This window comes from Bacteriovorax sp. BAL6_X (genome assembly GCF_000443995.1).
Lineage (GTDB): Bacteria > Bdellovibrionota > Bacteriovoracia > Bacteriovoracales > Bacteriovoracaceae > Halobacteriovorax_A.
In genome coordinates this window covers 120,375-139,021 of the sequence record NZ_AUMC01000006.1, presented here as the reverse complement: position 1 = coordinate 139,021, position 18,647 = coordinate 120,375, and the positions used below count along the sequence as shown (strand labels likewise).

21 protein-coding genes are annotated in these 18,647 nt (G+C 36.2%); 12 read left to right on the top strand and 9 right to left on the bottom strand.

All coding sequences use genetic code 11. The features are described from left to right. Positions 1 to 269: 269 nt before the first annotated feature. On the top strand, positions 270 to 1,058 hold the full coding sequence (locus M902_RS05015; protein ID WP_156979721.1) for a hypothetical protein: 789 nt from the start codon (positions 270 to 272) through the stop codon (positions 1,056 to 1,058). A 15-nt stretch (positions 1,059 to 1,073) separates the two neighbouring features. After that, positions 1,074 to 1,700, top strand: coding sequence for an alpha-ketoglutarate-dependent dioxygenase AlkB (locus M902_RS05010; protein WP_021266993.1), 627 nt, complete (start codon positions 1,074 to 1,076; stop codon positions 1,698 to 1,700). On the opposite strand, the gene M902_RS15765 is transcribed toward M902_RS05010, so the two are convergent. From M902_RS15765 to M902_RS04995, 3 genes are read right to left on the bottom strand one after another with little or no spacing between them, the layout of a single operon-like run. Continuing rightward, positions 1,697 to 2,407 (bottom strand): arginyltransferase, encoded by a 711-nt coding sequence (locus M902_RS15765; RefSeq protein ID WP_021266959.1) that lies wholly within the window; start codon positions 2,405 to 2,407, stop codon positions 1,697 to 1,699. The two genes, M902_RS05010 and M902_RS15765, sit on opposite strands and share 4 nt — an antisense overlap. A 15-nt stretch (positions 2,408 to 2,422) precedes the next feature. Next, positions 2,423 to 3,010, bottom strand: coding sequence for a tRNA-uridine aminocarboxypropyltransferase (locus M902_RS05000; protein ID WP_021266783.1), 588 nt, complete (start codon positions 3,008 to 3,010; stop codon positions 2,423 to 2,425). A 2-nt stretch (positions 3,011 to 3,012) separates the two neighbouring features. Then, positions 3,013 to 3,468 carry a hypothetical protein gene (locus tag M902_RS04995; protein WP_021266848.1) on the bottom strand — a complete coding sequence of 152 codons (456 nt, stop codon included), beginning with the start codon at positions 3,466 to 3,468 and terminating at the stop codon, positions 3,013 to 3,015. Positions 3,469 to 3,664: 196 nt separating this feature from the next. Here M902_RS04995 and M902_RS16440 point away from each other — a divergent pair, with 196 nt between their 5' ends. Beyond that, a complete protein-coding gene (locus M902_RS16440) occupies positions 3,665 to 3,826 on the top strand; it encodes a hypothetical protein (protein ID WP_021266625.1) in 162 nt (53 codons plus the stop codon). 137 nt (positions 3,827 to 3,963) lie between these two features. Here M902_RS16440 and M902_RS04990 read toward each other — a convergent pair whose 3' ends face one another. After that, a complete protein-coding gene (locus tag M902_RS04990) occupies positions 3,964 to 4,407 on the bottom strand; it encodes a hypothetical protein (protein WP_021266981.1) in 444 nt (147 codons plus the stop codon). Beyond that, complete coding sequence (locus M902_RS04985) at positions 4,388 to 5,287, bottom strand: endonuclease I family protein (protein ID WP_021266557.1); 900 nt, start codon at positions 5,285 to 5,287, stop codon at positions 4,388 to 4,390. Before M902_RS04985 ends, M902_RS04990 begins: the two co-directional genes overlap by 20 nt. A gap of 218 nt (positions 5,288 to 5,505) precedes the next feature. On the opposite strand from M902_RS04985, the gene M902_RS04980 reads away from it, so the two are divergent. The 3 genes from M902_RS04980 (at position 5,506) to M902_RS16435 (ending at position 7,877) form a co-directional block, all read left to right on the top strand. Next, positions 5,506 to 6,525 carry a 3-oxoacyl-ACP synthase III family protein gene (locus M902_RS04980; RefSeq protein WP_021266658.1) on the top strand — a complete coding sequence of 340 codons (1,020 nt, stop codon included), beginning with the start codon at positions 5,506 to 5,508 and terminating at the stop codon, positions 6,523 to 6,525. A gap of 183 nt (positions 6,526 to 6,708) precedes the next feature. Next, positions 6,709 to 7,179: a hypothetical protein gene (locus M902_RS04975; protein ID WP_021266585.1), complete on the top strand. Its 471-nt coding sequence runs from the start codon at positions 6,709 to 6,711 to the stop codon at positions 7,177 to 7,179. Positions 7,180 to 7,469: 290 nt separating this feature from the next. Continuing rightward, entirely contained in the window at positions 7,470 to 7,877 is a 408-nt protein-coding gene (locus M902_RS16435) for a hypothetical protein (protein ID WP_156979720.1), read from the top strand. Between the two features lie 566 nt (positions 7,878 to 8,443). On the opposite strand, the gene M902_RS04965 is transcribed toward M902_RS16435, so the two are convergent. Next, entirely contained in the window at positions 8,444 to 9,001 is a 558-nt protein-coding gene (locus M902_RS04965; protein WP_021267039.1) for a hypothetical protein, read from the bottom strand. 146 nt (positions 9,002 to 9,147) lie between these two features. Between M902_RS04965 and M902_RS04960 the strand changes: the two genes are divergently transcribed. Genes M902_RS04960 through M902_RS04940 form a run of 5 tightly spaced genes read left to right on the top strand, consistent with a single transcriptional unit; the run spans position 9,148 to position 14,625 of the window. Further along, the gene (locus tag M902_RS04960; protein ID WP_156979719.1) at positions 9,148 to 9,510 is read left to right on the top strand and encodes a hypothetical protein; all 363 of its coding nucleotides are present in this window, start codon (positions 9,148 to 9,150) and stop codon (positions 9,508 to 9,510) included. Positions 9,511 to 9,558: 48 nt separating this feature from the next. Then, the gene (locus tag M902_RS04955) at positions 9,559 to 10,836 is read left to right on the top strand and encodes a TolC family protein (protein WP_021266797.1); all 1,278 of its coding nucleotides are present in this window, start codon (positions 9,559 to 9,561) and stop codon (positions 10,834 to 10,836) included. Further along, on the top strand, positions 10,833 to 11,246 hold the full coding sequence (locus M902_RS04950) for a hypothetical protein (protein ID WP_021266727.1): 414 nt from the start codon (positions 10,833 to 10,835) through the stop codon (positions 11,244 to 11,246). The genes M902_RS04955 and M902_RS04950 overlap by 4 nt, the downstream gene beginning before the upstream one ends. A 12-nt stretch (positions 11,247 to 11,258) precedes the next feature. Continuing rightward, positions 11,259 to 14,375, top strand: a complete 3,117-nt coding sequence (locus tag M902_RS04945) for an efflux RND transporter permease subunit (protein ID WP_021266628.1) — start codon at positions 11,259 to 11,261, stop codon at positions 14,373 to 14,375. 13 nt (positions 14,376 to 14,388) lie between these two features. After that, on the top strand, positions 14,389 to 14,625 hold the full coding sequence (locus tag M902_RS04940; RefSeq protein WP_021266558.1) for a hypothetical protein: 237 nt from the start codon (positions 14,389 to 14,391) through the stop codon (positions 14,623 to 14,625). 27 nt (positions 14,626 to 14,652) lie between these two features. On the opposite strand, the gene M902_RS04935 is transcribed toward M902_RS04940, so the two are convergent. The 3 genes from M902_RS04935 to M902_RS04925 all read right to left on the bottom strand — a co-directional run bounded on the left by M902_RS04935 (position 14,653) and on the right by M902_RS04925 (position 17,146). Continuing rightward, positions 14,653 to 15,261 carry a hypothetical protein gene (locus M902_RS04935; protein WP_021267044.1) on the bottom strand — a complete coding sequence of 203 codons (609 nt, stop codon included), beginning with the start codon at positions 15,259 to 15,261 and terminating at the stop codon, positions 14,653 to 14,655. A 90-nt stretch (positions 15,262 to 15,351) separates the two neighbouring features. Next, a complete protein-coding gene (locus M902_RS04930; protein ID WP_021267125.1) occupies positions 15,352 to 16,404 on the bottom strand; it encodes an aldo/keto reductase in 1,053 nt (350 codons plus the stop codon). 25 nt (positions 16,405 to 16,429) lie between these two features. Further along, complete coding sequence (locus M902_RS04925) at positions 16,430 to 17,146, bottom strand: VC0807 family protein (protein WP_021266568.1); 717 nt, start codon at positions 17,144 to 17,146, stop codon at positions 16,430 to 16,432. Positions 17,147 to 17,342: 196 nt separating this feature from the next. On the opposite strand from M902_RS04925, the gene M902_RS04920 reads away from it, so the two are divergent. After that, positions 17,343 to 18,608, top strand: coding sequence for a S8 family peptidase (locus M902_RS04920; RefSeq protein ID WP_021266553.1), 1,266 nt, complete (start codon positions 17,343 to 17,345; stop codon positions 18,606 to 18,608). Positions 18,609 to 18,647: the final 39 nt, after the last annotated feature.

Sequence of the window (18,647 nt, the reverse complement as noted above, 5' to 3'; positions counted from 1 at the left end):
ATAAGAGTATTTTATCGAAAATAGGTCTATCTATTAACTATTATATAAGATTTGTTGCAATTATAGATACTTAGGCAGCTTTTACGACTTTTTGACTGTGTCTTTTTCGTGGCGTTTGGATTCAACTGTAGTCAATATTTAAAATTGTCCTAAGATTAGGCGTTATGTATAGAGAGTATGCAATAGACTATCTAAGTTGTTAAAAATGCATTATTAAGTTTGGCCTCTATGTTGCTCTTATTTCTATAAGTAGGAACATGGGGGAAGAAGTGAAGAAGATTTCGTCTTTATTATTTATTGTTGCATTATCAACTCAAGTATTTGGGATGTCATTAGAAGAGTATAATGCACAGGTTGATAAGATTAATTCGACAATAAAAGATGAGCAAATGCGCCTTCTAGTTAAACAAGAGCTGGCAAAAGAAATTGCTAAATCTCTTTCAACACAAAAAGTAGATGAAAAAGAAGTAGAGGAAGCACCTGCTGAAGTAGTAGAGGAGGAAAGTCCGAAGGAAGTGCAAAATACACAAGCAGTTCTAGTTTCTGATTTTGTAGAGGAAAAGGACAAGTTTAAATTTCAACTTGGAATCAATGCCATTGCATCGACATTGGACTTTTACGGAAGTTCTTTAAACCTAATAGGAAATGAACTTTCAATTACTGGAGTTAAGAAAGTTGATAATCATAAGTTTCGACTTGGCCTAGGTATTCGCTCACTTAAGGCCGATACAATAACACTTGAGAATGGAGCTGAATACAATATCTTAAATAAGATCGATTATTCTGGTGCAGGAGTGAATCTTTCTTATACTTATATGGTGACAAGTGGCTTTGGAGTAGGTGCTTACATGGCCTTTAATTATGGAGAGACTGATCTTTGCGAAGTTGATTATTGTTATAATCTTGATACAACAATTAGTGAATTAGGAGCACGTATAGACTTTAACTTAGCGGCCTGGAATCCTTACTTAACAATAGGTTATTCTTTATATAATATCGATGGACATGAGTTTGATGCAGCATCAGCGTATTTAGGATTATTAAACTTTGAATTTTAATTTTTAAGGAGAGTAATGAGTCAATTTAATCTCTTTGGTGCAAGTGATAATATGAAAGTTAACGAAGAAGTCGTCTACAATCTAAAAGACGGGACTGTCGTTTATTATCCAAATTTCTTTGCAAAGACTAAAGTTGAATTTAATGACTTGAAGAGTATCCTCAGATGGCAAGAAGGTGAAATTACTCTTTATGGTAAAACCCACGCGATTCCAAGGTTACATGCTTGGTATAGTGATGATAAAGATTATAGTTACTCGGGTGTTAAGCTACCTCGTAATAATTGGAATGAGAGCTTAAACATTTTAAAAGAAGAGATTGAAAAAATAACAAAGCATCAATTTAACGGTTGTCTATGTAATTTATATCGTGATGGGAGAGACTATGCGGCCTGGCATAGTGACGATGAATTTAGCCTGGGAAGAAATCCTGTCATTGCTTCTGCTTCATTTGGAGAGTCCCGTAAATTCGTATTAAAGCATCGCTTTGATAAGTCTGTTGAGAAAGTTGAGATAGTTCTTGAAGATAAGAGCCTCCTCATTATGAAAGGAGCGCTTCAACACAATTGGAAGCATCAATTAAATAAGACGGCCAAAGAAGTTGATGAAAGAATCAACTTAACTTTTCGCTATATTGTTGATTAGCTCTCCCAGCTCTTTAGATTCCAGTCATATAACTGGTAAGGAGTGTAACGAGACTTGTATCTCATAAAATCATTCTCTTCAATCCAGTAGCCAAGATAGTAATATTCAAGTCCCATATTCTTAGCATGCATAATTTCAGCAAGCGCACCAAGATGGCCCAAGCTCATTTTTTCAAATTGAGGATCATAACAAAAATAAACGCTACTTAATGCATTTTGGGATTGCTCTAAAATTCCAAAGGCCACCAATTTGTTATCATAGAAAACCTCACTTAGTAGCTGAGTACCAGTGAAGCGATAAAATGTTTCTTTAAATAGTATTTCGTTATCAATGATTGTTGCATCAATACTGTCAACAAAACGGTTTTGTCCATGTAGGCGGTAAATTTCAAAGTGTTTTTGTCTATATAAGAGCGGAGAAAACTTTACTTGCAGCCCTTTATTGTGATTTCTTTTTAAAAACTTAGATTGATTCTTTGTTAGCTTGAATTTTTTAAGGTCAACTCGAATGGGAATACACTTTTGGCAGTTGGGACATAAGGGCCTAAAAATGAATTGGCCAAACTTTCTCCAACCACGCTCAAGCAAAAAGTCTAATTCAACATCATTTAATTCAGAACTAAAGAAGAACTCATGTTGTTCCATTTCCTCTTTTAAATAAGGACACTGATCAAGATCGCTAACTCGAAGGCCTAGAATCATTTTCATTTGATTATGATAGCATTAATTGGGTTTGTGTTGAAAGGCTTCTTGTTGTTTTATAAGCTCTTTTAACGGCGCAAGAAGCTGATTTCTTTGATTTTCTTGAATCTCTCCTAGCATAAATAGAGTTTCTGTGATGGCCTCAAGAGTTGATAAGTGGGTCTCACCGCAAGACTTGCGAATACTTTGATAAATTGTCTTTTGATCACTTAGTTCCAAGTGAAAACAAGGAAGCTCACTCAACTGTGGCCATGTATGATAGATCTTTCTGGCCTTCTTCCAAGTTCCATCTAAAACAATAAAATTATTACTTTCTAATAAGTGAATATTTTCACTTTTTAGGGCAATTGATCCTTCATTTTTAAAAAGTAGAAATGGCCTTAGAAGCTTAATCTCTTGTATTAACTCTTCATTTATATTCTCACTAGTCACAAGTTCAATTTCTGGTGATACGAGCTTTGCAAGTCTGGCCGTGTTAAAAGGATGAATTGACTCCTTTTGATCCTGTAGAATGATTAGCCTATTTTCTAAAGGTACTTGTTCAATTGTGTGACATAGGCACTGGTTTTGTGGCCGTTGGCACTTGGGACAATGATTTCGTTTGGCCATAATTAGATATTTATTTCTTTATTATACTTGTCCATTAGAATTGGTTTTCTATAGTACATAATGAAGTAGATAATTGGATAAATAAGCAAATCAAATGCAAAATTCTCAGTTTTGTATTTAATATTATCTGTGATCTTTGTTTGGCCATTTTCTATAGCGCGAATATGATATGTATGGATCCACATTATAAATGGAAATGGAGTTTCAATGGCCTCTGTTCGAATGATAATTCCATCTGAAGTTTCCTTCTTCTGAGTTACTTCAATAACCCAAGATTGGTAGTGGCCAAATATTGAAGTGATTAAGTGAGTTTGATCAGATACAGAATTACCGTCGAAGCGAGGTACTTCTAAATTGATAAATGGAGGTGTTGCTTCCTGCATTGTATCGGCGTTGAAATTATTCAATATTTCATCGACTTTTGCATTAACAATGGTATTGATTACTAAACTCTTCATTTCATAGAATTATACATCTGATACTTGCTTAACTCAACAACCAGTCTCTAATGTTTAAAAATAATAGAAAAACTTAACACAAAGTTAATTTTCTCTTAGTTCGAAAATCTAAAACTATCTTAAGTTGATATGAAATGATTCATATGGCCAAATAGAATATAGTTGACCACTCAACCATGATGGCAAGGAGAAATCTATGAATTTAAAGGAAAGGTTAAAGCTCGAGGAGCAAGAGGCCAAGGACCTAGTAAAGGCATATTGGCACTTTTCAAAAGTCAAACCAAAGACAAAAGATGCTGTTAGTGAGGAGGATGAAGAGAAGCTGGGAAAGCAAGTAGGCCTAATGCTGAACGAGTAGGGGTTGTACGTGATCTGATGGAGAGACGTAAGCAGAAAGAGGCCTTAAAGAAGAAGCAAGAAGAACTTAAAAAGAAAACTGAAAAAGAACTCAAAGATTTTAAAAAAGAGTTAGAAAAGAAAGTAGGTAATGAATAATTATCTAAGAGCTTTTGTTACACAGTTTGTAAGTCTCTTGTCTCCAGGGTTAAACTCTTGGAGGCATTTTTCGTAGATTCTAGTCGATAATTCATCACAATTATCCATTCGCTCTTTTATACAATGGAAAGAAATTAGTTGTTCGATTTCAATTCGTTGTTCATTGGGATTAACAGGAATGACCGATGATTTTTTTTTAGGCTTAGGAGCAACTTTCTTCTTTCTTGTATCAACAGTAATTTTCTTATTCTTGTGATAGCGGCGTTGTTGCTGATTACGTTTTTTTGTAATTTCATCCCATTTGTATGCACGAAGCTTCTTATAGTAGAGAAGCTGTCTTTCTCTTTGCGTGAGAGGTTTTACTGGTGCTTGCTTTGTTGCACATGAAGCAATAAAGTTTGCAAAGACTAGTAGAATGGTAAGTTTAAAAATCTTTAATAGCATCAACTAGAGTTTCATCGTCGATAAATGGATTACGACTATTTTGAATTTCAAAAATTCGATTATTAATTTGTTCCTCAAATGCATCAACAGGATCATCATTATGCCACTTTCTCAAATAGAACTCCTGTGCTTCATCAATAGGAAGATTGTAGCGAGTTGAGAAGTAGAAAAGAGCTCTTGCGATATTACCTCTAATTTCTTCAGGTGGTTCAAATGATGTTGTTGTTTCATTTGCATAATCGACTTCACCAATATGCGAAACCTGACAATTAGAATTCACAACTCTTCCATTAACTTCGCCAAATGGGTGATTACTGCGTGATGAGTTTGCTCTTGAGTTTGCAGGAAACAAATGGTGAAGATCATTCTTTTGTGTATTGCGATTTTCTCTAGGGTTAAATCTTGATTGTGGCCAGCTGTGTTCACAATTCATGACTTGGTGGTTAGGTATTTGCATTCTACCAACACCATTTTCTTTACCAACTTCTTGGTTACAGTAAATATCTTTTACGTAGAGACCTTTTGTTGATGTTTGAAGATAGACATCTCCAAAAAGGTACTTTCTCGCTTCTTTATAATTACGAGGTGTTCTTTGCATAAAGCAATTTTGTCTATTTGTACAATCACTGGCCAAGGTGTCTTTTTGATTAGGTGTTCTAATATGAGCAGAAATTATAATTTCTCTTAGTTTTTCTTTAATTTTCTCTGAAGGGTTAAGATCAGAATTCTTCTTTGCTCTAATAAGGGTTCTTGAGATGAACTGAGTCGTATCCTCTGGGTAGTAGGAGTAATTCGTCAGCTGGGTTGAGCTATACGCTGCTTGCGTATTGAAACTCGTTAGAATGTAGATTAACACCAAAAGGTGACTAAGCTTAGTCATTTTAATTCCTTCCTTGGAATGATTATACTTTAACAAGAAAACATATCTTGGCCAATAAAAAAACGGAGCAAGAAATGGCCCATAAAAATCACATCGGGGCAATTTAAGAAAAATAAAATTGTAAGTGTCCTCTCTATCGCGTAGGCGAATCTTGTGATAAATTGAAAAGATATCATTCACCAATTCAAATGTAAGAAAATTTATGAAAAGGAAATACTATGGGTGTTTTGGCAAGTAAAATTATTGGTGTGGGTTCTTACGTTCCACCACAGGTTTTTAAAAATTCAGATATCGAAGAAATGATGAATACATCTAATGAATGGATTGTTCAGCGTACTGGAATTGAGCAACGTCATTGGGCCGATGCAAAGACTTCAACTTCAGATCTTGCTCTAAAAGCGAGCGAAGAGGCCATCGTAAATGCAGGCATTAATAAAGAAGATATCGACATGATTATCTTAGCGACTCTCTCTCCTGACTTTGACTTTCCGGGGACAGGTTGTTTCCTACAAGACAAGCTTGGCCTGTCTGAAATTCCTGCTATTGATATTCGTCAACAGTGTTCAGGCTTTCTTTATGCCATGACTGTTGCCGATAAATTTATTGCTAGTGGTTCAAATAAGAATATTCTTGTTGTTGGTGCTGAAGTTCACTCAAAAGGTTTAGATCAAACTCCAGAGGGGAGAAATGTTTCTGTACTCTTTGGTGATGGTGCAGGTGCTATCGTTATGAGTGCAACAGAAGTTAATGATAAGAAGACTGAACCGTGTTTTATCGATGCCTCTCTTCATAGTGAAGGAAAGTATGCAAAAGAACTTTGGCTTCCAGCTGCGGGGACTGGTTTTGATTCAACTGAAAGACTTTCACAGGCCATGCTTGATGAAAAACTACACTACCCACAGATGAATGGGAAAACTGTTTTCGTTCACGCTGTAAAAAGAATGACAGAAGCACTTTCAAAGCTAATGGCCAAAAATGGTGTAACAGTTGACGACGTTGATGTTTTCTTATTCCACCAAGCAAACTTAAGAATCAACTCTAAAGTTGCAGAGGTGATGGGAATTCCTGAAGAGAAAGTTTTCAACACAATTCAAAAATATGGAAATACAACTGCTGCGACAATTCCTCTAGGAATGCACGATGCGATGAAAGAAGGCGTTCTTAAGCCTGGTATGCTTGTGGCAAGTGCTGCATTCGGTGCTGGTTTTACTTGGGCCGCTTCTCTCTACCGCGTGTAAAAGGGTGCCATGCACCTTTGGTTTCGCAACTGCTAAAAAGCCTCCGTACTGGAGGCTTTTTTATTTCATAATTTCAGATAGTTAATTTGTGTTTCTGGTGTTTCGCTTAGGCCTGTGATTTTGTTCACAATTCTACTTCTTTATTCCGATATTTATTTATAATGATTTTTGAGAGGAAGTTAGATGGATAAAGAACTATTGGAAGTATGGAAGTTAGTCTTAAGTCTTATACATATGGATGGCGTTGTCTCTTCATCAGAAGAGAAGTGGTTTAAGAAAAAGATCGATGAATTAAAATCACACAAGCTTTTAAATGCGACTGAGGAAGATATTGTTGCTTTAGGACTTAGTTTTAATCGACCAATTGGTAACTATGCTGAAGCGATCTCTCAAATTAAGACACCTGCAAGAAGGTCTTTTGTTTTACACATGGTTCGTACAATTGGACATTTAGATAATAATTTTTGTGATAATGAGAAAAAGGTATTTAAAGATATTGAGAGTATTATCTTGAGTGATTTTAAAATTGAGGATATTGAAGCTCAGAATCTAAAAATGGAATTAGATAGTTATGAGTTTAATAACTATTATCAAATTGATGAAAGAGATTCTTTCATTACTGTTTTAGCAAAAGTTGTAGCTACATATCTATGATATTTAATTTTTTTGAAAACTTAATCGAAATAATAAAACAATTCACACCTGAGTTTTTACATCATGATCTATTTATACTTTTGATAATAAATTTGCTTATCTCTATCTTCGTAAATTACACAGTTAAGCTAATCTCAAAATACTCAAACAAGATAACTGATAAAAAAGAGAGGGATAAGAATACACTTCTTATTGCTTATCTCTTATGTTGCTTTATGTTTAGCTTCTTGTTACTTGATACACAGAAGGGAATATATATAATTTTGATAATTTATTTGGTCTTGGCTCTTTTGTTTTTCTTTATTTATATCGTTTCCCGACAGTATGAGAAGTGGGGCATACCAACTGAGTTTGATGGTGATTTAAGGCTTGTTAAGGAGCCACGATTTAAAGATTTCACGATTCTTGCATGTCCAAATTGTAAGACAAGAACAATTTCTTGGGTACATGCAGTTAAAGTACCTCAAACTTGTGGTGTGTGTGAAATGAAGTATAAGGGGATGGTTCCTGTTAGACTAGATAGAACTTTATTGATTGCTGCATTTTTGTTACTGGTTCTGGGAATATATCTTTTCACTGTACCTTGTTTGTCTAAAGTTACTTCAGCTTTAATTATGTGTAGTGGTTTTGTTGCACATATGATTTATCGAATTGTTCCTAAGGGGTTAGAGGAAGTTAAAGAAGATAAATGTAATTAATAAGTATGAATAAACATATGTCAGAGGTTTTGTTCTTGTTGTGTTAATTATTGGTACAGTTTTGTATGCCCAGTGACAAAGCAATTAGGGGATTAATTTAAGATTCTTTTTGCTGCTGATTAAGTAAGGCTCTATATCAGTTAGCTTTTTATTGAGTGTTCTTGTAATATCATTAGTATACTAAAGCTTCTTTTGCATGACCTAAAATTTGTAAATTTTCTTATAGATCATCGCTTTTGTACCGAGAAATATATTAACTTTATTTTAGAAATTAAGGGGAAAGTTATGGAAGATAGTTTTAAACTAGCATTGAAAAATATTGCAAGATATGGGGATACAGATATTTTTCCTTATCCTGTAGAGAAAGAAATTTTACGACTTTGAGTCAGATTGTGTAAATATTTTAAAAGATATGCAAGATAAATTTAGTGTAAAGTTGAATGATTGCCCCCTTTGAATAAGAGTTTACTCTGTCCTGTAGGGTATACTGGCTTTCGTTGGGCAACTCAAAATTGAAATCATAGAATAAAAAAAGCCTCCGAACGGAGGCTTTGTATTTTACTTTTTTATTGGCAGTAGTTGTAATCGCGGAAATAGCGAGCACAGAAGTTTTGTGGGAAGCGACAGTCATCCATATTGCTTGACCAGTAGCTTGCACTTTGGCAGTACTTTGTGTCTTGTTTTTCAACATTAACAATGAACTTTCCAGTTGCAACTTCGCGTCCATTTTTTTCTAGTTTGTACTCGATTTCATTTTCACCGTAGTAGTTAAGTAGTGGCCTTTGAAGTAGAGTGTAGATCCAAAGATTGAACTTCTTTGAACTTTCACCTTTTTCAGCATCAAATGAAGATGACTTCGATTTCTTGCGTCCTTTGTGATCTTTGTAGTATAGAGTTACTTCGTCTGCATCGACTTTTTCACCTTCTTCTAAAACAAAGCGCGAAAATTCTGATGGACTTAGGTAATTGGCACTACAATTTACATGGCGAATTTCGTGTTGGTTTCTCTCATTACAAGTTAAGCGGATACTACCTTCAACAGGATTAGAAGTTAGCTCGTTTCCAATCTGTAGTCCTGCACCGAAAGCAGGCAGAAGCATTAGTAAACTAATTAGTACTTTCATTATAAACTCCTTTTTATAATCTTATTAATAATATTAAGGAGTTTTAGTTTATGCAATTCTATCTAGCTTAAAGATAGAACTTGTAAGTTGATGCGTGGCATGGTTTACTGGTTTGCATTTACTTTTGTTGTGTGTATAATCTGACTATGCTTGTAAGGTTTTTGTATTTACTCTCTATTTTCACATTCTTAAATACTTCAGGAATTGAAGTAAGTAATGTTAATTCTGAGATGAATTCATTTAAGACTCAAGACTCTCATATGCATCCTACAAATATTGGGATCTTTGAAACTGACGATTGCGAAGATTGTCGAGGTGAGGATCGTGATGAAGATGCTGATTGCTGTAAAAAGCTTTGTTCATGTGTTTCAATTTCGATCGTATCCCTTAATGATAGTCACGTAATGTGTTCGGGATTACCTTTTTTAAATACACAAGAATGGGAAATTCCCATTAATTATAATTCCCCATTTCCAGATCAGGCCTATAAGCCACCTCTTTTTTCTTAATTTATATTTAAGTAGTTCAAATTTTAATTAATTATCAAAGAGTATAATATGAAAAAGATCATACTAGTAATTCTTGGTATGCACTTTTCCTTTATGGCCTTAGGCTCTGGCGAAGTTCGAGAACATAAAAGAAATCGCCATATCCATGGTGCCCACAAGGAATGTTCATTACCTAAGAGTACACAAGACATTATAAATTGTGCGTTAAGCTTTCATCCTAGTGTGAAACGACAAGAAGGGAAAGTTTCATCAGCGGCCTTACTCGAAGACAAGGCTGGCCAATATCCTAATCCGAAAATATCAGCTAGATATGTACAAGGTGATAATAATGGCGAGAAGACATCAGAGCTTGAAACTAATCTAACTTTCACAATTCAGTTAGGTGGTAAAAATAGTGCTAAAACAGGGACCGCAAAGGCATATCATCTGCAGGCCCAGGCAAGTGCCGAGGCCATAAAGTCTCAAATAAAAATGAATACAATTTTAAATCTTTATCGACTTCGTCAAGTTGTTGATGAAAAGCGAGTGTTAGCGGAAACATTAATGGCATTTGAAAAAGTGATAGGACAATTGAAAAAACTGCCACGTTTGGCGGCCGAACAAGAAGCTTCTTTAACACTTTTTGAAATTGCATTTGAAGAAGCAAAGGTTAATGAGTCTGAGCTATTTGAAGAAGAGAGAAAACTCGAACACTTCTTTCACATAGCAACAGGACATTCTTTTAAAGAGATTTACCCTTATTTGCCAAGAGCTGTTAAGTCTTGGCCTAAAGTTTCTGACGAAGGCACTGGTAAAGATTCTCCTGAACTGAAAAAATTAAAGTCTCTTTCTCAACTTGCTACTGTTAAGTTAAATGATCAAAAGGCGCAAGCATGGCCAGATTTACAAATTGGGCCATCTTTTAGTGTTGATAAAGATGGGAGTGAGGAAGTAAAGAAATTAGGAGTTAATCTGCAAATTCCGATTCCTCTTTTCCAGGTCAATGGAGGTGGAAAGGCCCACGCACGAAGTGAGCTTTTACGTTCCCAAAGAAATATTAAGTTAACAAGGGCCGAAGAAAATCACGAACGTTATGAACAATTGCAAGTCTATGAAAGTTCTACTCGGATTTTATCAAAAACTCTAAAACAGGATGTGATTGAAAAGAAGCATAAGCGTATCGAAAGGCTTTACCAAAGGGGAGTCGTTTCAAGTTCAACCTTCTTGGATTCACTCAAACAAAAAGATAGTTATTTAAAAAGTCGTAATCATAGAGAGTTAACCGCAGTTAAAGCGCTATGGAATATCTATATGTATGACGGAAAAATTTTTGAGGTAAGTTTATGAAATATATAATTGTATTATTATTTTCTTTTATCATATTTGGTAGTGAGACTACTGTTGAATTAAAGAAAGGTGGGGCAGTCACAGCGTTTACAAAAGAAGATGGGTTTAAATTAAGTGATAAGGCCATCAACAACTTGGGGATAAAGTTTTCACCAATAAAAGGAAGTGGTCCATGGGTTGTTCCTAAGAGTGCTCTTGTTAGAATTAAGTATTCTACTGGCGTCTATCGTAAATGGGATAATTGGATAACACTTGTACTTGTAAAGGTTCTCAGTCAGACGAAGAATACTGTGACGATTAGATCTGTTGATCTAGAGGCACAAGATTTGGTGGCCATTAGTGGTGTGACATTTTTAAGAATGACAGATGCTGACTTAAATTCTGATACTGTCGACTCTTGTGCGCACTAAGAGGAGGATAAAATGATTTCTAAAATTGTTAGATTCTCTATTAATAATAGATGGGTTGTCATTTTATTAACTTTTCTTATTGGGTTTGCCGGTTGGGAGAGTTTTAAGCATCTACCTATTGATGCGGTACCAGATATTACAAATATTCAGGTACAAATTAATACACAAGTTTCTGGCCGTGGCCCAGACGAAATAGAAAGAACGGTTACATATCCGTTGGAGACGGCCATGAATGGTGTCCCTGGTGTAACACAAGTTCGCTCAATAACTCGTTATGGTCTTTCTCAAGTTACTGTTGTCTTTGCTGAAGGAACTGATATTTATAAAGCTAGGCAACTTGTTTCAGAAAGGTTACAGGCAATATCAGGCCAGCTTCCTAGCTTTGTAGAGCCTGTACTTGGGCCAGTTAGTACGGGCCTTGGTGAAATTTTTCACTATGTTATCGAGGCCGACGATTTTGCCCAAGGTGATGAGCGACTTAAGCAATTAACTGAAATTCGTGCGATCCAAGATTGGTATGTGAAACCTAGACTTCTGACAGTTAAAGGCATTGCTGAAGTTAATACAATCGGAGGATATGAGAGACAGTATCATATCAGTCCAGATCCTGCTCTAATGGCAAAGTATGGGCTTCACTTTGATGATATTGAAAATGCGATTGCTAGTGTTAATAAGAATGCTGGAGGGGGCTATGTTGAACAAACTGCAGATCAATTTATTGTTCAAGCGTCGGCCCTTTTTGAATCTCTTGATGATATTAAAGATGTTCCTGTTAAGAGATTAGCAAATCTAGAAGTCGTTACTATAAGTGATATCGCTGAAGTTGGGTTTGGTAAGGAACTTCGAACTGGAGCGGCACTTCATAATGGACGTGAAGTCGTTCTAGGTACTGTTCTTATGCTCTTAGGTGAGAACTCAAGGGATGTAAGTCTACGCGTTTCTGAGCAAATTGAAAAAATAAAGAAGGGACTTCCTGAAGGCTATCACATTGAAACGTTATATAATCGCTCCAGCCTTGTTAATGCGACTCTCGATACGATTAAACACAACCTTTTAACGGGAGCAGCTCTCGTTATTGTTATTTTATTTCTCTTAGTAGGAAATTTAAGGGCCGCACTTATTACTGCTATCGTAATTCCAATTTCTCTTCTCATTACATTTATACTTATGAGGAAATATGGAATTTCTGGGAATCTCGTTAGTCTTGGTGCACTCGATTTCGGTATTATAGTTGATGGCGCTGTTATTGTTTTAGATAATTGTGTAAGGCATATACAAGAGCGCTCTAAAGGACTTGGGCGTAAACTTACCTCACATGAAATCAAAGATACTATTCATACGGCCACAATGGAGATAAGAAAATCTGCAGGTTTTGGTGAATTAATTATTGTTGTTGTTTTCTTGCCAGTCTTTGCCTTTGTGGGCATTGAAGGTAAGATGTTTATTCCAATGGCATCTACTTTTATATTTGCTCTGCTTGCTGCTTTAGCTCTTTCTTTTACATTTGTACCAGCTCTGGGATCACTTCTTTTACAAGGTGATGTAAGAGATAAAGAACCACTTCTTATGAGATGGTTAGAAAGAGTTTATTCACCAGTTTTAAACTATTCTCTAAAGGCTCGAAAGCTTGTCTTTACTTTTGCTATTGCTGCTGTCATTTGTGGGAGTTACTTCTTTAGCCGTCTTGGAGGAGAGTTCTTGCCAACTCTTAATGAAGGCTCCATTGCCGTTCAAATGATTAGACCTGTATCGGTTGGTATAAATCATTCTGTAGCACTAGAGGAGAGGTCGCAAAATATTATCAAGAATATACCTGAAGTTGCTCATGTATTTAGTCGTATTGGAACGGCCGAAATTTCAATGGATCCAATGGGACCAAATATTTCAGATAGCTATATTATGCTTAAGCCTGAATCCAAAAGGCCTAAGGAAGAGATCGTGGCCGATATCGTAAAGCAACTTGAGGCAACAACTCCAGGACAAAGAATCCTTGTCAGCCAACCTATTCAATTGCGCTTTAATGAACTTATGGAGGGAACTCGCTCTGATGTATCTTTAAAAGTGTTTGGAGAAGATCAAGAAGTTCTAACAGCAGAAGCTGAAAAAATTGCAGCTGTTATTCAGTCGATTGAAGGTGCGGGAGATGTTGAACTCGAGGCCAAGGGAAAAATGACTGTTCTTGACATAAGACCAAAGTATAAGGTCCTTAAAGGGCTAGGTCTTTCTAGCTCCGAAGTGCTTGAGACTGTTGGAATAGCAATAGGCGGTGAACAAGTTGGAATTTTTTATGAAGGTATGAAAAGGTTCCCAATTATTGTTCGATTAAGTGACTACAAAAGACAAAGCATTGAAGAAATTAAACAACTTCCCGTAGGACTTACTGGAGGCTCTACTATTCCTTTGGAAGATGTTGCAGAAATTAATTTTAAAGATCATTATAGTTCTTACAGCCGAGAAGAAACAAAGCGAAGAATTGCTGTTTTAATTAATCCACGTGGGCGAGATACTGAGTCGTTCGTTAAAGAAGCTCAAAAAGCTGTGGAAGAGAAAATTAAATTACCACCTGGTTATTATATGGAGTGGGGAGGTAATTTTAAGAATTTAAACGAAGCAAAGAGTCGATTGGCAATTCTTGGACCTTTGGCCTTAGTATTCGTTCTCATTATGATTTATGCAGCTTTTAGAAATGTTTTTGAAACAGTTCTAATCTTCTTATGTGTTCCTTTTGCCCTGGTTGGGGGAGTCATTGCATTGATCGTTAAGGGGATTCCGTTTAGTGTTTCTGCTGGTGTCGGATTTATTGCGCTTTCAGGTATTGCCGTTTTAAATGGAGTAGTACTTGTAAATAACTTTAATAACCTTAGAGAAAAGGGAATGACTGGTGTAGAGGTTATAAAATCTGGAGCACTCTTGAGGCTTCGCCCTGTTATGATGACGGCCTTAACTGATATCTTAGGATTTCTACCGATGGCCATTGCTTCTGGCCTAGGTGCTGAAGTTCAAAGGCCTCTTGCCACTGTTATTATCGGTGGAATCATTTCCTCAACCATTCTAACATTAATTGTTATACCTGTTTTTTATTCTAGTTTAGAAAAGTGGATTTTAAAATTTAACCAAGAAAATATTTAAAGGAGAAAAGTTTATGAAAATTTTATTAATGGTATCATTTTTACTTGGAAGTTTAAGCTACACAGCAACTTCCGTTGCTAGTACTGATTTAAATAGTGTAATTGAAACTAAAGATGAAAAACGTTCTACGGAGAAAAAGCGCAGAAGAAAAAAAGTTGAGATGTGCAATGATTGTGGAAAACCTGAGACAGAATGTGACTGTGAAGGTCATGGAGATAATAAGTCTGATGATGATCACGGTCATCACTAAATAATTTAATAAAAGGCCTGTGTCTTATTATAATTCACGGGCCTTTAGTTTAGCGTAGTTGTAGATTAATTCACGCCAGTTTTGCATAAGGGAAGGCGCCGTAAGCTTAACAAGTTTTGGATCGCTTGGAATATAGTCGTAAAGAAAGTATTCCATGGCAAATTGTATTGTCTGCATACCAATATATAATTCAGTAAAGAAGTCGATATCACCTTTTTGATAATAAACGATTAATTCGGCCACGTCTTGATGGTATTCACACGAGCCGCATCCACTACACATTCCGTAGTTTTCAACAAAGGCCAGGTGCTGTTGAGTTTGAGTTGCGATAACTTGCTCCCTTTCATCGGCATCTGCGCTAAAGCTCTCAACTAATTCAAGTGCACGCTCTGGATGCTGATTAATTGCCATGAAAATGCGCTCATAGAATGTAGCATATAGGGAAGTAAAAATTGAATCTTCAATTAGGTAATAGAAGAAGTCTTCAGTGGACTTTGTACCAGCTTTCAAGTTTTCATAACTAGCAAGGGCCATCTTGAGAGGTGCATCTTCAAACTCTTCTAATTCAAAGAAGACTTTTGCAAGCTCTTGTTTGCCAAGATCAAATTGACTTTTTTGCTTAAATTTTGAAAACATGAACGCCTCCACATAAGTTCTTGTTCTAGATTTTATCAAATTAAATTAAATCAAGAACTTATGTGGAGTGAGTGGCAGAAAGTACCAGCTCTATGGACAAGGTATAGTAAATACCTTGTGTATTTCTTCGATACGATTAAGAGTATCACTATCAAGAGTCACTTCACTTGTGGCAAGGTTTTCTCTTAACTGCTCCATCGTCGTTGCACCGATAATATTTGAAGTATTAAATTCACGCTTGTTTACAAAGGCAAGAGCAAGAGTTGCTGGAGAAAGCCCAACATCATTAGCAAGTTCAACATATGCTCTAATCGCATTCTGCGCATGTTCTGATGAGTAGCGTGTGAAGTATTCACCATATTCAGTTAGGCGAGAGTTTGCTGGTCTTTTTCCATCAAGGTATTTTCCAGAGAGTGCCCCAAAGGCAAGTGGAGAATAGGCAAGTAGTCCTATTTTTTCACGGATGGCCATTTCTGAAAGTCCTACTTCAAATGATCGATTAAGTAGTGAGTATGGGTTTTGAATTGAAACAGGACGCGGTGTATTTGTTTCCTTGGCCGCTTCAAGATATTTCATGACTCCCCAAGGTGATTCATTTGATAGTCCCCAGTGTAGAATCTTTCCTTCTTTTATTAGTTCATTTAAGGCTTCGACTCTTTCATTAAAGCTGACTTCAATTTCAGGAGTGATATGCTCGTAATTTAGACGCCCAAAGAAATTTGTCACACGCGATGGCCAGTGAATTTGGTATAGGTCTAAGTATTCAGTGTTAAGCCTTTTAAGAGAAGCTTCACAAGCTGTTTTAATATCACTTTTTGAAAAGGCACTCTTTCTAATGTCACTATTTCTAATATAGCTATCCATTGATCCAGGGCCTGCAACTTTTGAGGCGAGAACAAACTTGTCTCTGTGAGTTTGCATTTTATTCCATTTTCCAATGAACTGTTCCGTTTTCGTGTATGTATGTTGTTGACCAGGGACTGGATACATTTCTGCTGTATCAATAAAGTTAACACCGTATTCAAGTGCTAGATCAAGTTGTTCATGAGCTTCTTCAATCGTATTTTGCTCACCCCATGTCATTGTCCCAAGACAAATTTCACTTACTTTTATATCTGTATTTCCCAGTTGATTAAATTTCATAATCCCTCATTTTTATTTGGTTTTATTATTGTAGCTTAACCATTTCTTCTAATGGAAGCTGCGTTTGTTTCTTGATGTAATTAACTAATGTAAAAATAATAATCACTGTCACAATTAAAGTTGGAACAGAGATAACTGGAAAACTTAGTGCAGTCATTCTTCCTAAGCTTTCATTAAATTCAACCGTTCCTGGTGCTCCTTTAAGGACGATGACAGCTAGGACATAATTTAGGAATGCAGACAGAAAGAATGTTGATGAGAAGAAGAATCCTGCGACGTGAATCTTTTGTTTGAGCTCGTCGTGTAAACCTCTTGCTTCAAAGGCAAGATGGATTTTTTCCATATCAAAAATTTGCTCAAATAAAGTTCTAATAAGTGGCTTCTTTGTAAATTGCGATGCTAGTACAAAGAGACCAATCACAAGTGGAACAGCAGTTTCCTTAACGATCATCCATGTGCGATCCAGTTCAAGCAATCCGATTCCACCAGTAAGAAGTACACTGACAAGACCTATGGCCGCAATCCAGTTAAACTTTCGTTTTGAGATAAAGTCCCACGCTCCATATAAAAGTGGAAAGCCAAGAGCAATAATCAGAGCATTTACTTGGCCTAGCTTTTCAGGCCCAGAGAACTTAGTGAGTATCACTGATGGAATCACAACATTACAAAGAATGTTGATGAACGGATTTTCATTTTTTTCGTGGTTAGTTTTAACGTTATTCGTTTCAGTTGTATCTGACATTTATAATCCTTTACTAATTTGCACTTCATAATACCTAAATCAATAAAGTAGGAAAAGGCTTAAAAAGACCAATGTGAAAACTCGGGTATTGTAACAACTTCTTACAACCTAAAATCTGAACTTGTCTTAAGAAAATTTAAATGAAATTATTTTTATCCGAATTACTTTTGATCACGGATGAACATAAGGATAAATTATGAAAAAACTATTTCTTGCACTAGGTATGACGTGTGCGCTGAGCGTTTCAGCTCAAAACTACAATGGTTACATTGTAAAACTAAAACCAGGTTACGAATCTTTTGTTAACACAAATATGGCCGATGCTCAGGTTAGAAAACTAAGCTTTGGTACATTTGCTGTCGTTAAGCAAAAATTCGAAGGTCTTGTTCAAGACCCTGCGGTTGAGTATGTTGAGAAGAACTGGATTATTAACTTAAACGAATTCTCTGCACCTCAGCAAGATGACTCTTCGCTAACTGAAAATCGCGATGAGCAATTTTCTAAGCAGTGGGGACTTCTAAATGATGGAAGCAACTCAGGTGGTTGGTTCTCAAGAGGTAAAGCTGGTGAAGACATTAATGCATCTGCTGCATGGAATGTTGAAACAGGTAATCGTGACCTTGTTGTAGCTGTTATTGATACAGGTGTTGATTATACTCACGCTGACCTTAAAGCAAACACTTGGAAGAATGAGGGGGAAATCGCAGGAAATGGAATTGATGATGATGGAAACGGATTCATTGATGATGTATACGGATATGACTTTGCAAATAAAGATGGTGATCCTATGGATGGTCACGCTCACGGAACTCACTGTGCCGGTGTAATTGGTGCTCGTCACAATGGAACTGGAATTATGGGTGTTATGGCAAATGTAAAAATTATGTCAATCAAATTCCTAAGTGACAGTGGTTCAGGTGAGACAATTGATGCAATCTCTTCAATTGACTATGCTGTTGCTAATGGTGCAAAAATCCTTTCAAACTCTTGGGGTGGAGGAGAATACTCTGAAGCACTAAAAGAGTCGATTGAGAATGCACGTGATAAAGGTGTTCTTTTTGTCGCTGCTGCAGGTAACTCAAGAATGAATAATGACTCTAGGCCAACGTACCCAGCAAATTACGAAGTTGAAAACGTGATCACAGTTGGTGCAATGGATGGTAAAGGTAATCGTTCATCATTTTCTAACTATGGACAAGAAACAGTTCACGTATTTGCTCCAGGATCAAATATTCTTTCAACTGTTCCAAATAACCGTTATAAGAAAATGTCTGGGACTTCAATGGCAACGCCAATGGTTTCAGGAGTTCTTGGGCTTCTTCTTTCTAAAGAAGATGGACTTTCTTTTTCTGAAATTAAAGAAAGAATCTATTCTACTTCAGTACCTAATCCAGGACTTATCACAAAGGCCAAGTCTGGGCGTATTGAAGCTTACCGCCTACTTAACAATATCCAAAACTAGTGATATATAAAGAGGGGAGTTGCTACAAGAGCGACTCCC

Coding starts and splice junctions, on each gene's coding strand:
- M902_RS04955 (WP_021266797.1), top strand. CDS start 9,559: ATGAAAAAGATCATACTAGTAATTCTTGGTATGCACTTTTCCTTTATG.
- M902_RS05010 (WP_021266993.1), top strand. CDS start 1,074: ATGAGTCAATTTAATCTCTTTGGTGCAAGTGATAATATGAAAGTTAAC.
- M902_RS04960 (WP_156979719.1), top strand. CDS start 9,148: ATGCTTGTAAGGTTTTTGTATTTACTCTCTATTTTCACATTCTTAAAT.
- M902_RS16440 (WP_021266625.1), top strand. CDS start 3,665: ATGAATTTAAAGGAAAGGTTAAAGCTCGAGGAGCAAGAGGCCAAGGAC.
- M902_RS15765 (WP_021266959.1), bottom strand. CDS start 2,407: ATGAAAATGATTCTAGGCCTTCGAGTTAGCGATCTTGATCAGTGTCCT.
- M902_RS04930 (WP_021267125.1), bottom strand. CDS start 16,404: ATGAAATTTAATCAACTGGGAAATACAGATATAAAAGTAAGTGAAATT.
- M902_RS04945 (WP_021266628.1), top strand. CDS start 11,259: ATGATTTCTAAAATTGTTAGATTCTCTATTAATAATAGATGGGTTGTC.
- M902_RS04980 (WP_021266658.1), top strand. CDS start 5,506: ATGGGTGTTTTGGCAAGTAAAATTATTGGTGTGGGTTCTTACGTTCCA.
- M902_RS04965 (WP_021267039.1), bottom strand. CDS start 9,001: ATGAAAGTACTAATTAGTTTACTAATGCTTCTGCCTGCTTTCGGTGCA.
- M902_RS04940 (WP_021266558.1), top strand. CDS start 14,389: ATGAAAATTTTATTAATGGTATCATTTTTACTTGGAAGTTTAAGCTAC.
- M902_RS04990 (WP_021266981.1), bottom strand. CDS start 4,407: ATGCTATTAAAGATTTTTAAACTTACCATTCTACTAGTCTTTGCAAAC.
- M902_RS04925 (WP_021266568.1), bottom strand. CDS start 17,146: ATGTCAGATACAACTGAAACGAATAACGTTAAAACTAACCACGAAAAA.
- M902_RS04985 (WP_021266557.1), bottom strand. CDS start 5,287: ATGACTAAGCTTAGTCACCTTTTGGTGTTAATCTACATTCTAACGAGT.
- M902_RS05000 (WP_021266783.1), bottom strand. CDS start 3,010: ATGGCCAAACGAAATCATTGTCCCAAGTGCCAACGGCCACAAAACCAG.
- M902_RS04950 (WP_021266727.1), top strand. CDS start 10,833: ATGAAATATATAATTGTATTATTATTTTCTTTTATCATATTTGGTAGT.
- M902_RS04975 (WP_021266585.1), top strand. CDS start 6,709: ATGGATAAAGAACTATTGGAAGTATGGAAGTTAGTCTTAAGTCTTATA.
- M902_RS04920 (WP_021266553.1), top strand. CDS start 17,343: ATGAAAAAACTATTTCTTGCACTAGGTATGACGTGTGCGCTGAGCGTT.
- M902_RS04995 (WP_021266848.1), bottom strand. CDS start 3,468: ATGAAGAGTTTAGTAATCAATACCATTGTTAATGCAAAAGTCGATGAA.
- M902_RS04935 (WP_021267044.1), bottom strand. CDS start 15,261: ATGTTTTCAAAATTTAAGCAAAAAAGTCAATTTGATCTTGGCAAACAA.